Annotated in this window: 17 protein-coding genes; 11 read left to right on the forward strand and 6 right to left on the reverse strand. The window is 64.5% G+C overall.

The features are described 5' to 3' along the window. A complete protein-coding gene (locus FHS84_RS14720; RefSeq protein ID WP_166935642.1) occupies positions 1–1,002 on the reverse strand; it encodes an AAA family ATPase in 1,002 nt (333 codons plus the stop codon). A 119-nt stretch (positions 1,003–1,121) separates the two neighbouring features. Here FHS84_RS14720 and FHS84_RS14725 point away from each other — a divergent pair, with 119 nt between their 5' ends. From FHS84_RS14725 to FHS84_RS14735, 3 genes are read left to right on the forward strand one after another with little or no spacing between them, the layout of a single operon-like run. Then, a complete protein-coding gene (locus tag FHS84_RS14725) occupies positions 1,122–1,739 on the forward strand; it encodes a CoA pyrophosphatase (protein WP_166935644.1) in 618 nt (205 codons plus the stop codon). Further along, positions 1,736–2,953, forward strand: a complete 1,218-nt coding sequence (locus FHS84_RS14730; protein ID WP_166935646.1) for a CCA tRNA nucleotidyltransferase — start codon at positions 1,736–1,738, stop codon at positions 2,951–2,953. Before FHS84_RS14725 ends, FHS84_RS14730 begins: the two co-directional genes overlap by 4 nt. After that, positions 2,953–3,801, forward strand: coding sequence for a protein phosphatase 2C domain-containing protein (locus FHS84_RS14735; RefSeq protein WP_166935648.1), 849 nt, complete (start codon positions 2,953–2,955; stop codon positions 3,799–3,801). Before FHS84_RS14730 ends, FHS84_RS14735 begins: the two co-directional genes overlap by 1 nt. Here the strand turns inward: FHS84_RS14735 and FHS84_RS14740 are convergent. Beyond that, positions 3,798–4,511, reverse strand: coding sequence for a YjbE family putative metal transport protein (locus FHS84_RS14740; RefSeq protein WP_208393889.1), 714 nt, complete (start codon positions 4,509–4,511; stop codon positions 3,798–3,800). The two genes, FHS84_RS14735 and FHS84_RS14740, sit on opposite strands and share 4 nt — an antisense overlap. Before the next feature lie 116 nt (positions 4,512–4,627). After that, complete coding sequence (locus FHS84_RS14745) at positions 4,628–5,068, reverse strand: tRNA (cytidine(34)-2'-O)-methyltransferase (RefSeq protein ID WP_166935650.1); 441 nt, start codon at positions 5,066–5,068, stop codon at positions 4,628–4,630. Positions 5,069–5,274: 206 nt separating this feature from the next. On the opposite strand from FHS84_RS14745, the gene petA reads away from it, so the two are divergent. The 3 genes from petA to FHS84_RS14760 are packed head-to-tail and all read left to right on the forward strand — an operon-like array spanning position 5,275 to position 8,000. Next, positions 5,275–5,844, forward strand: coding sequence for a ubiquinol-cytochrome c reductase iron-sulfur subunit (gene petA, locus FHS84_RS14750; RefSeq protein ID WP_166935652.1), 570 nt, complete (start codon positions 5,275–5,277; stop codon positions 5,842–5,844). 12 nt (positions 5,845–5,856) lie between these two features. Next, entirely contained in the window at positions 5,857–7,128 is a 1,272-nt protein-coding gene (locus FHS84_RS14755; RefSeq protein WP_166935654.1) for a cytochrome b, read from the forward strand. After that, positions 7,128–8,000, forward strand: a complete 873-nt coding sequence (locus FHS84_RS14760; RefSeq protein WP_166935656.1) for a cytochrome c1 — start codon at positions 7,128–7,130, stop codon at positions 7,998–8,000. Before FHS84_RS14755 ends, FHS84_RS14760 begins: the two co-directional genes overlap by 1 nt. Here FHS84_RS14760 and FHS84_RS14765 read toward each other — a convergent pair whose 3' ends face one another. Beyond that, entirely contained in the window at positions 8,001–9,341 is a 1,341-nt protein-coding gene (locus tag FHS84_RS14765) for a glycoside hydrolase family 27 protein (RefSeq protein ID WP_166935659.1), read from the reverse strand. Between the two features lie 28 nt (positions 9,342–9,369). After that, positions 9,370–9,879 carry a hypothetical protein gene (locus FHS84_RS14770; protein ID WP_166935661.1) on the reverse strand — a complete coding sequence of 170 codons (510 nt, stop codon included), beginning with the start codon at positions 9,877–9,879 and terminating at the stop codon, positions 9,370–9,372. Positions 9,880–9,996: 117 nt separating this feature from the next. Between FHS84_RS14770 and FHS84_RS14775 the strand changes: the two genes are divergently transcribed. After that, positions 9,997–10,872 carry an S-methyl-5'-thioadenosine phosphorylase gene (locus tag FHS84_RS14775; RefSeq protein WP_166935663.1) on the forward strand — a complete coding sequence of 292 codons (876 nt, stop codon included), beginning with the start codon at positions 9,997–9,999 and terminating at the stop codon, positions 10,870–10,872. Here the strand turns inward: FHS84_RS14775 and FHS84_RS14780 are convergent. Further along, a complete protein-coding gene (locus FHS84_RS14780; RefSeq protein WP_166935665.1) occupies positions 10,862–11,218 on the reverse strand; it encodes a hypothetical protein in 357 nt (118 codons plus the stop codon). The genes FHS84_RS14775 and FHS84_RS14780 overlap by 11 nt on opposite strands. A gap of 57 nt (positions 11,219–11,275) precedes the next feature. On the opposite strand from FHS84_RS14780, the gene FHS84_RS14785 reads away from it, so the two are divergent. The 4 genes from FHS84_RS14785 to mtnA are packed head-to-tail and all read left to right on the forward strand — an operon-like array spanning position 11,276 to position 13,972. After that, positions 11,276–11,803 (forward strand): adenine phosphoribosyltransferase, encoded by a 528-nt coding sequence (locus FHS84_RS14785; protein ID WP_166935667.1) that lies wholly within the window; start codon positions 11,276–11,278, stop codon positions 11,801–11,803. Between the two features lie 19 nt (positions 11,804–11,822). Continuing rightward, complete coding sequence (locus FHS84_RS14790) at positions 11,823–12,431, forward strand: glutathione S-transferase family protein (protein WP_166935669.1); 609 nt, start codon at positions 11,823–11,825, stop codon at positions 12,429–12,431. 12 nt (positions 12,432–12,443) lie between these two features. Beyond that, a complete protein-coding gene (locus FHS84_RS14795; protein WP_166935671.1) occupies positions 12,444–12,896 on the forward strand; it encodes a hypothetical protein in 453 nt (150 codons plus the stop codon). Continuing rightward, positions 12,893–13,972: an S-methyl-5-thioribose-1-phosphate isomerase gene (mtnA, locus tag FHS84_RS14800; protein WP_166935673.1), complete on the forward strand. Its 1,080-nt coding sequence runs from the start codon at positions 12,893–12,895 to the stop codon at positions 13,970–13,972. The genes FHS84_RS14795 and mtnA overlap by 4 nt, the downstream gene beginning before the upstream one ends. The last annotated feature ends 1 nt before the right edge of the window (position 13,973 follow it).

A 13,973-nucleotide genomic window follows, 5' to 3' on the forward strand; every position in this document is an offset into this window, starting at 1 on the left:
CTAGAGCAGCGTCCGGCACAGCCGGTCGATCACCGTGGTCACCGTCAGTCCTTCCGACCGCGCCGCGAAATTGAGCGCCATGCGATGGCGCAGAACCGGTTGCGCCAGCGCCACCACGTCGTCGGTCGACGGCGCCAGCCGTCCTTCGATCAGGGCGCGGGCGCGGCAGGCCAGCATGAAGGCTTGGCTTGCGCGCGGGCCGGGGCCCCAGGCGATGACGTTGCGCAAGTCCGGCGCGGCGTCCGCTTCGGGACGGGCGGCCCGCACCAGACGCAGGATCGCTTCCACCACGGTGTCGCCGACGGGAATGTGGCGCACGATCGCCTGCGCCGCCATCAGATCCTCGGGCGTGCACACCGGTGCCGCGGCTTTTTCCTGGCCGAACGTGGTGGCCAGCAGCATTTGCTTTTCGGCCTCCTTGTCGGGATAGCCGATATCGATCTGGAGCAGGAAGCGGTCGAGCTGCGCTTCGGGCAAGGGATAGGTGCCTTCCTGCTCGAGCGGATTCTGCGTCGCCAGCACATGGAACGGTTTGGGCAGATCGTAGCGCGTTCCCGCTACCGTCACTTGCCGTTCCTGCATCGATTGGAGCAAAGCGCTCTGGGTGCGCGGCGAGGCGCGGTTGATTTCGTCCGCCATCAAAAGCTGGGTGAACACCGGTCCGTTGATGAAGCGGAAGGCGCGATGGCGGTCGTCGGTCTCTTCCAGCACTTCCGAGCCGATAATGTCGGCCGGCATCAGGTCGGGGGTGAACTGGACCCGCTTGAAGTCCATGCCGAGCACGATGCCCATGGCTTCGACCAGCTTAGTTTTGGCCAGACCCGGCACGCCGATCAAAAGTCCATGACCGCCCGCCAGTAGGGTGATCAAGGCCTGATCGATGACGTCGGTCTGGCCGAAGATGACCTCGCCGATGCCGGCGCGTACCGCTTTGGCGACGGCGGCGGCCCGCTCGGCGCGTTCGACGGCTGGCTGAAGGTTTTCGCCGGTCGTATCGTTCATGGAAGCTGTCCAGGTCTGTTGCAGGAAAGGCTAAGGGTTGCCTATTGTTGGCGTATCGCGCGCGGGCCCCGTTTTGTACCCCGGCGGGCCCAAGGCAACAAGGATAACGCACCGCTCGGATGATGGACGCCGGAGCTTTTCTCAACCTGGAAACATTACGGTCGCGCCTATACGCCGACCCGCCGTCGTCCGAGCCGAAGCGCAGCGACTTTGACCTCAATCCGCATGTGCGCCCGGAAGGCCGCCGGGTCTTGCGGCTTTCCGCCGTGCTGGTACCGATTGTGGCGCGCGCCGAGCCGACGGTCCTCTTCACCCGCCGCAGCATCGCCTTGTCGCGTCACGCCGGACAGGTGAGCTTTCCCGGCGGTGCCGCCGACCCCGTCGATACATCGCCGGCCGCAACCGCCCTGCGCGAGTTGCAGGAGGAAACCGGCATCGATCCGTCGTTTGTCACCGTTGCCGGCTATCTCGACGCCTACGAAACCGTTACGGGGTTTTCGGTCCTGCCGGTGGTGGGGCTGGTGGCCGAGGGTTTCGCACTGGCGCCCGATGCCCGCGAGGTTGACGCGATTTTCGAAGTTCCGCTTGCCTTCCTGCTCGATCCCGCCAACTGCCGTGAAGACAAGGCCGAGTTCAAAGGCAGCACGCGCCGGTTCTACGTCTTCGAGTACGAAAGCCATTATATCTGGGGTGCTACCGCTGCTATGCTGAGGGCTCTTGCCGGACGGCTCCAATGACGCGCCTTTCTCCGCAGCCATTCATGACCAACCCCGAGACCGTGAAGCTGATGGCGGTCCTGGGTGAGGCGCGCTTCGTCGGCGGCGTGGTGCGCAATGCGCTGCTTGGCAAGCCGGTCAGCGACATCGACGTAGCGACGCCGCATCCGCCGGAAAAAGTGCGCGCCTTGCTCGAAGCGGCAGGGCTCAAGGCGGTGCCGACTGGCATCGAGCACGGCACGATTACCGCCGTCGTGAACGGCAAGCCGTTCGAAGTCACCACCTTGCGCCGCGATGTCGAGACCGACGGACGCCGTGCGGTGGTCGCCTTCACCACCGATTGGGCGGAAGATGCTCAGCGGCGCGATTTCACCATGAACGCGCTCTACGCCGATCGCGACGGCGAGGTCTACGATCACGTCGGCGGCGTTGCCGATCTCGAAGCCGGCCGGGTGCGGTTTGTCGGCGATCCCGCGGCGCGCATTCGCGAGGATTACTTGCGCATCCTGCGTCTGTTCCGCTTTCATGCTTGGTATGGCCAAGGCGGGCTCGACGTCGATGCGCTGGTTGCGGTCGAGCAGGAAAAAGCCGGCCTTGCCAAGCTCTCGGGCGAGCGCATCGCCAAGGAGATGCTGAAGCTCCTGGAAGCCGCCAATCCGGTTGCGGTGCTGGTGGCCATGGGCGAGACCGGCGTGCTCGCCGAAGTGCTGCCGGGCGCGCCCGATATCATGCGCCTCAAGCGCCTCGCCGCCGCCGATGCTTCCGCCGCGTTGCCGCCCGACGGCGTTCTGCGTCTCGCGGCCTTGCTGCCGCGCGATAAGGCCGTGGCGCAGGCAGTGGCCAAGCGGTGGAAACTCTCCAACGCGCATACCGACCGCCTGACGGATCTGGCGGAGGCGGGCGAGACGGTGACGCCCTATCTTTCGACTCACGACGTCGCCAAGCTGCTCTACAAGCTCGGGCCCGAGCGGTTCCGCGATCGTGTCCGGCTGGCCTGGGCCGAGGCGCCGCAAGCCTTCGTGCAATGGCGCACCTTCCTCGCCAGCGCCAACGAATGGCAGCGGCCGGTATTTCCGCTCTCGGGCGACGATGTGATGGCGGCGGGCGTGGTCAAAGGTCGGGCGGTCGGGCAGGTGCTTTCCGAGGTCGAATCCTGGTGGATCGAAAACGGCTTTACGGCGGATATCGCGGCGGTGCAGAACGCATTGCGCCGTGCCGTCGAGAAGGTCCGCTGATGCCGTTCGAAGTTATCGAGTCCCTCAGCCTTCCGGGCGATCCGCAAAAGCCGAACGAAGATGCGTTTGCCGCCGAGCCGTTCGCGGCGCTGGTGCTGGATGGCGCCACCATGGTGTCGGAAAACCTGATGCCGGGCCGCAGCGACGCCGCCTGGATCGCGTCGTTCGGCGCCCGCCGGCTGATGGCACATTTGAAAGAGGGGATCTCGCCGCGTGCCGCGTTGCGCCATGCGCTTGCCGATGCCGAGCGATCGTTTGCCGGCCTCAGGCGCCGCGCGCCGCAACAGCCTTGGGAGTATCCGCTCGCCTCGATGACGCTGGCGGTGCCGGAGGACGACGGTTTCGGTCTGCTCTGGTACGGCGATTGCGCCGCGCTGATGCTCACGCCCGATGGCGCCACTTCGGTGGTCGGACCGGCGCTCGAACGCAAAGCGGGAGAAACCTCGGCGGCGCAGCGTTTTCTCGACGAAACCGGCCTCGGCCCGGTCGAGGCCCTCAAGGGCGACACCTACCTGCCGCTGTTCCGCGCCGGGCGTGAGAAGGCCAATACCGCGGCGGGTGAATGGCTGTTTTCGCCGGTGGCGGCGGCCTCCGAGCATGTCTTCCGCGCCCGTTATCGCGCACCGGCCGGTACGCTGGTTCTTCTATGCTCGGACGGTTTTCTGGCGCTGGCCTCGGCCTACAATGCCATGACGGCGGACGAACTGGTTGCGGCGGCGCGCGACGGCGGCCTCAAGGCACTCGGTGAACGCCTGCGCGGCATCGAAGACGGCGACCCCGAGGGCCGCCGCTATCCGCGCTTCAAGAAGAGCGACGATGCCACGGCGGTATTGGTCCGCGTGATTTAGCTCACGCCCATCGCGTGCGCGGCGCCGTCGATCCAGCCGCTGTTGTGCAGGCGTTCGAAGCCTTCCCAGATCATGCGCAGCGCCACGAACAGCACGATGAACACGCCGGCGTAGCTGATCCAGGGATATTTGTGCAGCAGCTTGGCGATCAGGGTCGCGGCCGCGCCCATCAGGGCGATCGACAGCAACAGACCGATGATCAGCACTTCCTTGTGCTCGCGGGCCGCACCGGCCACCGCCAGCACGTTGTCGAGCGACATCGAGACGTCGGCCAGCGCGATCGAAAGGATGGCGCGCCGCACCAGCTTGGCGTGGCATTGCTTGGCTTCCAGCGTACTGCAAGCCGGTTCCGGCACGTCGTGGCCGTTTTCGCCCGCCAGGATCTTCTGGGCGTGGTGTTCCTTGTTGGCCTGCCAGACGTCGCGTCCCAGACGCCAAGTGACCCAGAGTAGGAGGATGCCGCCCAGGATCACCAGCGGCACGAACTGCATCATCTCGATGGCGAAAAAGGCGAGCAGGATGCGCAGCACAACCGCGGTGGCGAGGCCCCAGAAGATCACGGTCTTGCGGTCGGCCTTGGCGACATTGGCCGCGCTCATGCCGATCACGACAGCGTTGTCGCCGGCCAGAACGATGTCGATCAGGAGAACTTGGAGCAGTGCAAAGAGCCCGCCCTGGGTGAAAATGTCCAGCGGGTTGAAGAATTCCAACGGTGATTACCTCGTGCGGGCCAGGGAACTGATGTGGGATGCGCCAGGTCGAATTGCCAGGGCCAATAACGCTTATACGCGAAAACCCTCATTCTTTGCCTTAAGGAAATTGACGCTCAGCGGGTTTGGCGCAAGGCCTCCGACAGGACGATGGCGCCGGCCATGGCGACATTGAGCGAGCGGAGCCCGGCTCGCATCGGGATCAGGAGCCGCGCGTCGGCCGCATCGTGGACCTCGGGCGGCACGCCGGCGCTCTCGCGGCCGAGCAGCAGGATATCGGAGGGCGCAAAGGCGAAATCGAGGTAGGAGACTGCCCCCTTTGTGGTCAGGAGCACCAAACGGGCACCGGTCTGCGCCGCCCGAAAGCGGCCCCAACTCGCGTGGCGCGTGATGTCGGCCTCGCCGAGATAGTCCATGCCGGCGCGTTTGAGCTTGGGCTCGCTCCACAGAAAGCCGCACGGCTCGATGATGTCGACGGGGACGCCGAAACAGGCGCCCAGCCGGATCAACGCACCGGTGTTCTGCGGGATATCGGGTTCGAAAAGCGCTAGTCGCATGCTTCCGTATAGGTAATTGTTGATGGTGCCTGTAGGATAATTTTTCTATGGGTCCTGCGCATAAAAGCGCGGGGCGCCTGAAGATTTATGCGGCATCGTGCCGCAATCCCCTTCATAATCGACTCTCTATTTTGGCCTTTTCCTCCTATGGGCCGCGCTATTTTATCGCGGGGGCCCGCTTAGCCACGACAGACGAGGACACAACCTTGGCGAATGCAACTTCCCCCGAGCCGACGCGGCGTGACTTCCTTTACATCGCGACCGGGGCGGCGGCCACCGTCGGCGTCGGTCTGGCCGCCTGGCCGTTTGTCGATCAGATGAATCCGACCAGCGCCGTGCTGGCGATGGCCTCGATCGAGGTCGACGTGTCCGCGATCCGGCCGGGTCAGCAGGTGATCTTCAAGTGGCGCGGGCATCCCTTGTTCGTGCGCCGCCGCACCGCGAAGGAAGTCGCCGAGGCCCGTGCCGTCCCGCCTTCGGACCTGCCGGACGGGTTGGCGCGCAATGCCAATCTCACCGACACCGCGCCTGCGACCGATGCCAACCGCACCATCAAGCCGGAATGGCTGGTTGTGGTCGGCGTCTGCACCCATCTCGGCTGCACCCCGACGGTGTCGACGCCGCAATCGCCGCAAGGCTCGTACGGCGGCTGGCTGTGCCATTGCCACGGTTCGGAGTACGACACCGCCGGGCGCATCCGCAAAGGTCCGGCGCCGCAGAATCTGGCCGTCCCGCCCTATGCCTTCACCGGCCCCACCAAGATCAAGATCGGCTAAGGGAACCTCACGATGGCGCATCAATCGTCCTATGTTCCCAAGACGGGCTTCACCCGCTGGCTCGACCAGCGTCTGCCGATCATCCGGCTGGTGAACGACTCCTTCGTCACTTATCCGACACCGCGCAATCTGAACTTCTGGTACGTGTTCGGCGGCATTCTTGCCGTCATGCTGGTGGTGCAGATCGTCTCCGGCATCGTGCTGTCCATGCATTATGTGCCCAACGCCGATCTCGCTTTCGGCTCGGTCGAGCAGCGCATCATGCGCGAAGTGAATTACGGCTGGCTGCTCCGCTACATCCACGCCAACGGCGCCTCGATGTTCTTCCTCGCGGTCTATGTCCACATCTTCCGCGGGCTCTATTACGGGTCCTACAAGGCGCCGCGCGAGATCCTCTGGATTCTCGGCGTCTTCATCTACCTTTTGATGATGGCGACGGCGTTCTTCGGTTACGTCCTGCCGTGGGGCCAGATGAGCTTCTGGGGCGCCACCGTCATCACCTCGCTGTTCAGTGCCATCGATCAGGTCATCCCCAATCTCGGCACTGCCATCACCCATTGGCTGTGGGGCGACTTCGCGGTCGGCGACGCCACCCTCAACCGCTTCTTCTCGCTGCACTATCTGTTGCCGTTCGTGATCGCCGGCGTGGTCGGCCTGCACATCTGGGCGCTGCATGTGCCGGGCAACAACAATCCGCTCGGCATCGACGTCAAAGGCCCGCAGGACACCGTGCCGTTCCATCCCTTCTACACGGTGAAGGACGGCTTCTACATGGTGCTGTTCTTCATCGTGTTCCTCGGCTTCGTGTTCTACGCGCCGAACTTCTTCGGCAATCCCGACAACTACATCCAGGCCAATCCGTTGGTGACGCCGCCCGACATTGTGCCGGAATGGTATCTGTTGCCGTTCTACGCGATGCTGCGTGCCATTCCGTCCAAGCTGATCGGCGTCCTGGTGCTGGTCGGTTCGCTGCTGACGCTGCTGGTCGTTCCCTGGCTCGACACTTCCAAGGTGCGCTCGTGCCGGTTCCGGCCGCTGATGAAGCAGCTGTTCTGGGTGTTCGTCGCCGACTGCCTCCTGCTCGGTTATGTCGGTTCGCAGACTGCCGATGCGGCGTGGCATTTCGGCGAGGCCGAGCTGCCGCTGGTCTGGCTGGCGCGGCTCGGCACGCTCTACTACTTCGGCTTCTTCTGGGTGCTTATGCCGTGGATCGGCAAAAAAGAAGTGACGCGGCCGCTGCCCGAGAGCATTGCGCAATCGGTTCTCGCCAAAGGGGGGCATTGATGAAACGGTCGCTTCTTGCGCTTCTCGCCCTCACGGTTCCCGCGTTTGCCGCGGAGGATCTGACCCAGCCGCTGGCGCCGCAGAAACAGGCATGGTCGTTCGACGGCGTGACCGGCGCTTATGACCGCGGCGCGCTGCAACGCGGCTTTCAGATCTACAAAGAGGTCTGCGCCGCCTGTCACAGCCTGAACATGGTGGCCTTCCACGATCTGGCCGCGCCCGGCGGTCCCGGCTTCACCGAAGCGCAAGCCAAGGTGATTGCCGCGTCGTACAAAATTCCCGCCGAACCCAACGACCGCGGCGAAATCTTCGACGAAAAGGGCAACCGGCTGACGCGCCCCGGCATTCTCGCCGATCATTTCCCGCCGCCGTTTGCCAACGAACAGGCCGCGCGCGCGTCCAACGGCGGGGCGTTGCCGCCCGACCTGTCGCTGATCGTCAAGGCGCGCCAGGGCGGGCCGGATTACGTCTATTCGATTATTACCGGCTTCAACCAGAAGCCGCCGCGCGGCTTCGCGGTGCAAGAAGGCAAGTACTACAACCCCTATTTTGCGGGCCGGAACATCTCGATGCCGCCGCCCCTGAACCAGGGCTCCGTGACGTTCAGCGACGGCACGCCGCCGACGGTGGCGAACGAAGCCAAGGCGGTGGTGACGTTCCTTTCCTGGGCCTCCGAACCGCAGCTCGAAGCCCGTCACCGCCTCGGCATGCAGGTGCTGGCCTTCCTCGTTCTCGTCGCCGGACTGCTGTTCCTCAGCTACCGCAAGATCTGGCACGGCAAGCCGGAGGACGAAGGCGTCGCCCACGACCTGCCGGGTTCACCCACCGAAAAGGCGGAGGTGGGTGACCCCGATACGCTGTCGGGCGGCTGATTACTCGACCCGCCAGATCACACTGCCGTGCGCGGGCAGGGCGGCCTTGATGCCGTCCGGCGCCGGCTTCTTCTTGCCGGTGAAGAGATCGCGCAGGGCGCGGCCTTTGACGCCGAGGTCTTTCCAGGTCGCCGTCACGGTCATTGGCTTGTCCGAGAGATTGAACGCGGCGACGTTGGCGACCGGCTTTTCGCGCGATCCCGTCAGCGCCACCCAGATGCGCGCGTCGGTCTGCTTCAGGCCTTCGACCGGATAGCTCTCCCACGCCGTCTGATTGACCGCGATGACGTCCTTGCTGGTGACGAGCGCCTTCAGGCTGGCATCCATCTTGGTGAGATTGGCGCCCAGCATCAGCGGCGAACGGGCGACCGCCCACAGCGTGAACCAGGTGCGGGTTTCGTCGGGCGTCAGGCGCGACGGACGCGGCTCGCCCCAGCCGGGGTGCGGCGTCAGCGATCCGAACGGCAGCATGTCGGCATCGGGCCAGCTACCCGGCTTGGCATAGGCATGCCATTCGGCGAGTTTCCTGAAGCCGGTGAGAATCCCGTTCGGCCAGTCCGCCGGCTTGAAGTCCCAGCCGTCCCACTGGTCGTCGGCGATGCGCCAGAGCTCGGCGTATTGTCCGACTTCGCCGGCATGAATGATGTTGGTCGGTCCGGGCGACAGGCTGAGCACGATATCGCGGCCCGATTTCTTGATCGCGTCGTGCACCTGGCGGATTTCCGCGCCCTTGTAGGGATGGTCGGCGATGCAGTCGATCTTGATGTAATCGACATTCCACGACGCATAGAGCTTCATCGCCGAGTCGTAATAGGCCTGCCCGGCGGCGTTATCCTTGACGCCGTAATAGCCGTCATTCCACGAGCAGGTATCGCCGACATCGGCGGCCTCGCTGGTGCGATAGCTGCTCCCGTCGATCGGCATATTCTTCGCGACGGCCTCTTTGGGGATGCCGCGCATGATGTGAATGCCGAATTTGAGACCCTTGGCGTGGGCCCAGTCGGCCAGCGGCTTGAAGCCGGCACCGTTCGCTGCGGACGGGAACAGATTGACCGCTGGAATGACGCGGCCGTTCGCATCGAGTTGATGGTCCTGGTCGGCGGTCTTTTCGCCCAGGGGCTTTGCCATGTACCAGCCCATGTCGACGATGGCATAGGTCCAGCCGGCGTCTTTGATCTGCGCCAGCACCTCGGCATTGGCCTTGTACTCTGTTTCGGTCAGCGTGAAGCCGTAGGCGTCCCACGAATTCCATCCCATCGGCGGGGTGGGGGCGAGTTTGGCATCGCCGGCAAAGGCGACGGTGGTCAGCGCGACGGCAGCCAGCAAGCTATGACGGAGCATCGGTTTCCTCGTCTTCTTTCTTCTTTTTTCAGTGTGCCAGCAGGACGTCTTTGGTCTCGCCGGTCGAAACGTGCACGCGCTGCATCAACGAGCCGCCGTTCTCGATTCCGAACGTGCGTTCGCGCCATGTCACGGTTGCGACGAGATAGTAATCGCCGTCGGGCAGTTCGCTGAAGGAAAATCGGCCGCGGGCGTCGCAGCGCGTCGTCTTGGCCGTCGCCATGTATCCCGGATCGTCGCCGCCGAAATCGGCCGGCTTGCCGCCGACCAGCGGATTGAAGCCTTCGTTCTCGGATTCGTAGAGATGGCGGATCCGTTCGCGGGCATAGGCCGAAACCGGAAACAGCGTCACCGGCAGGGCGGCGCAGGTTTTCACCTTGCCGGCGGCGCTGCGCAGGATCGCACTGCCGAGGATGGTGTTGGTGCCGCGCACCGAAAACCAGGCGACTTCGTTCGGATCGAAGCGGCTTTGCAGGGTGACCTCGCCCCCGCCGCAACCGGTGAGGACCAAAACCGCCAGAATGGCTACTGCGCGCATTTCACCCCCCGATGAAACCCGCCTGAGGCTACCAGCAGCGCGGGAACCGGTCCACGCCCCGCCGCTTGCCCCCCGGCCCCCGCGTGCTAAAACCCCGGCCGGAAAAGTGAGGGCAAGATGGCCAAGCGCGTTCTGGGAATCATCGGCGGCAGCGGGGTTTACGACATCGACGGGCTCGAATGGGCGGAATGGCAGCGGGTGGTGACCCCGTTCGGCGCCCCCTCCGACGAGTTGTTGTTCGGCCGCTATGCCGGGGTCGACATGGTGTTCCTGCCGCGCCACGGCCGCGGCCATGTCCAGACGCCCTCGACCATCAACTACCGCGCCAATATCGACGCCATGAAGCGCGCCGGCGTCACCGACATCATTTCGATTTCGGCTTGCGGTTCGCTGAAGGAGGAGTTGCCGCCCGGCACCTTCGTGATCGTCGACCAGTTCATCGACCGCACCTTCTTGCGCCAGAACACGTTCTTCGGCCCCGGCCTTGTCGCCCATGTGCCGATGGCCCATCCGGTCTGTCCGGCGCTCGCCACTGCGCTCGAGGAAGCCGCCACGGCCGAGAACATCCGCCATGCCCGCGGCGGCACTTACATCTGCATCGAGGGTCCGCAGTTCTCGACGCTGGCCGAATCCCGCCTCTACCGCCAGTGGGGCTGCTCGGTGATCGGCATGACCGCAGCGACCGAGGCCAAGCTCGCGCGCGAAGCCGAAATCCCCTACGCCCTGGTGGCGATGGTGACCGATTACGATTGCTGGCACCCGGATCACGAGCATGTCACGGTCGATGCGGTGATCAAGGTGCTGCACGAGAACGCCGCCAATGCGCGCAAGATCGTCACTGCCGTGGCCGAGCGCCTGGGTCCGGAGCGCAAGCCGTCGCCGCTGGGTGTGGAGACGGTGCTCGACGTCGCCATCATGACCGCGCCCGACAAGCGCGATCCGAATCTGGTCGCCAAGCTCGACGCCGTCGCCGGACGGGTACTCAAGAAATAGGCTTGCGTGCCCGCCACCACACCGCTGCGACGCCTAGCGCGTACCCGATCGGGTAGGTCCACGGGATTACGTGGAGCCAGTCTTCCGGCATCCAGTAAATATCCCGGACCCAGGCATGGGTACCGGTCAGCGCCTGCGCGGCGTTTTGCAGCGGGCAGGCCATGCCGTTCAGGGCCATTAAGGTCAGATTGGCGAGCGGCCAAGCCAGCGCGAAAACCAGCAGCTTATCGGTCCCCGGCCGGCGGCGGCGCCAGGCGGCCCAGGCAAGGTAGAACAGGCAGGCGGTCGACACCGCTCCGATAAGGGTGTGAACCGCCATCAGAATATGCAATAGAGTGGCGGTCATCGTGCCGGGTACCCTCGGCGGCGGACGTTGCAGCCTGTTTGGGAGCCTAGCACGGGAATGGATTTCAAGCCCTATATCCGCACGATTCCGGACCACCCCAAAAAGGGGATTCAGTTCCGCGATGTCACCACCCTGTTCGGCCATCCGCGCGCCTTCCGCGCTGCGGTCGACGCCCTGGTTCAGCCTTATGCCGGCGTGCAGGTCGACAAGATCGCCGGGATCGAGGCGCGCGGCTTCATCCTGGGCGGCGCGGTGGCCCATCAGCTTTCGACCGGCTTCGTGCCGGTGCGCAAGAAGGGCAAGCTGCCGTGGAAGGTGCTGGCCGAGGAGTACGATCTCGAATACGGCACCGACAAGATCGAAATTCACGTCGATGCCGTGAAGGCCGGCGACCATGTCGTGGTGGTGGACGATCTGATCGCCACCGGCGGCACCGCGTTTGCCGCGATCAAGCTTCTGGAACGGGCCGGCGCCAAGGTGATCGGCTGCTGCTTCCTGGTCGACCTTCCCGATCTCGGCGGCGCCGACAAGATCCGGGCGCTGGGCATGGAAGTGACCACCCTGGTCGCGTTCGAAGGGGACTGACCTCTCACCGGAGTATCCGATGAAACTTTACACCAATCCCGCCTCGCCGTTCGCGCGCAAGGCGCGCATCATCGTGCGTGAATTGAAGCTCGTGGTGGAAGAAATCCAGGTCCCGCGCGAGGGGCTGGGCGATGGCTTCCGTACCATCAATCCGCTCGGCAAGATTCCGGTGCTGGTGCTCGACGACGGCTCGACCTTGTTCGATTCGCCGGTGATTTGCGAATACCTCAACGAAGCCGGCGGCGGACGCTTCTTCCCCGGCAAGTCGCTCCTTCGCGAGAATACCGGTCACTGGCGGGCGCTGACTTTGCAGGCGCTGGGCGACGGCATTTGCGACGCCGCGGTGGCGCGCAACTACGAACGCCTGCGTCCGGCCGAATTGCAGAGCGCGGCCGTCATCGCCAAGTACATGAACGCCGTCAACACAGGGCTCGACGTCCTGGAGCGCACCAAGTTCACCGACAAGGTGACCATCGGCGAGATCACTGTGGCTTGCGCGCTCGGCTATCTCGATTTCCGCATCCCCGAACTCGGCTGGCGGCAAACCCGTCCGAATCTGCGCGACTGGTACGAAAAATTCGCGCAATATCCCTCTATGCAAGCCACCTGGCCGGCGCAGCTGGCCTAAATGGAGACGGACATGCGTGCGATCCTGCTGGGTCTTGCGGCCCTGGCACTGACGACGGCAGCCGATGCGGCGACACCTCCGGCGAAGGCGAGCTTCGAGGTTCGCTTGATCGTCGCATGCAAGCCCGGCGAAGCGACTCTGGCGCTGATCGGCTCCAACGAAGAACTGTGCCTCGCCAAGGACAAGGTTCTCGACGGGTCCGATATCATCCGAGTGGATCGCTATCCGACCGTGCCCAAGGCGGTGATCGAAATCACGCAGGCCGCGGCCGACCGCCTGTTCGAAGTGACCTCCACCGGCGACGGCGAGCAGCGGCTCGGCTTCGTCTTCAACGGCAAACTGATCTTCGCGCCCTATGTCGGCTCGCCGATCAAGATCAAACAGCTTCCGCTCACCCTCAAGAACGATCCGGACGACATCGACGCCCTGGTCGCCGCCTTCCCTGGAGATATGGCCGCGAAATGAAGATCCACGGCAAGCATTACCGCACCATCTGGACCCGCCCCGACGAGACGGTCGAAGTCATCGACCAGATCAAGCTGCCGCATCGTTTCGAGACGGTGGTGCTGAAGTCGGCCGAGGACTGCGCCGAAACGATCCGCAACATGACCGTGCGCGGCGCACCGCTGATCGGCGCCACGGCGGCTTATGGCGTCGCGTTTGCGATGAAGAAAGACCCGTCGTCGAAGGCGCTGATCTCCGCGCTCGATCTCTTGGGGTCGACGCGTCCGACCGCGGTCAATCTCAAATGGGCGTTGAAGCGCATGCACGACGTGCTGCACGCCAAGACCCATGGCGAGCGTTTTGCCGAAGCCTGGGCGGAGGCCGCTGCGATTTGCGACGAAGACGTCGAAGTCTGCCGTGCCATTGGCGCCAACGGCCTCAAGATTTTCCGCGAAGCCGCGGCGAAGAAACAGGGCACGCTCAATGTGTTGACCCATTGCAATGCCGGCTGGCTGGCAACGGTCGACTGGGGTACGGCGCTGGCGCCGATCTACATGGCCTATAACGAAGGCATGGATATCCATGTCTGGGTCGACGAGACGCGTCCGCGCAATCAAGGCGCATCGCTCACGGCATACGAACTCGGCTCCCATGGCGTGCCGCACACCATCATCGCCGACAATGCCGGCGGTCATTACATGCAGCACGGCAAGGTCGATCTCTGCATCGTCGGCACCGACCGCGTCACCCGCAATGGCGACGTCGCCAACAAGATCGGCACCTATCTCAAGGCGCTCGCCGCCAAGGACAACGGCGTGCCGTTCTATGTCGCGCTGCCCGGTTCCACGCTCGACATGAGCCTGGCGCACGGCTCCGACATTCCGATCGAAGAGCGTTCGTCCGACGAACTCCTCAAGATGACCGGCCGCTTGCCCGATGGCGGACTCGCCACGGTGGAGATCGCCGCGCCCGGCTCGCCCGGCGCCAATCCGGCCTTCGACGTCACCCCGGCGCGTCTCGTCACCGCCCTCATCACCGAACGCGGCGTGTGCGAGGCGAGCGAAGCGGGGTTGAAGGGGCTTTACCCCGACCGCTGAT

Source organism: Rhizomicrobium electricum (assembly GCF_011762045.1).
GTDB lineage: Bacteria > Pseudomonadota > Alphaproteobacteria > Micropepsales > Micropepsaceae > Rhizomicrobium > Rhizomicrobium electricum.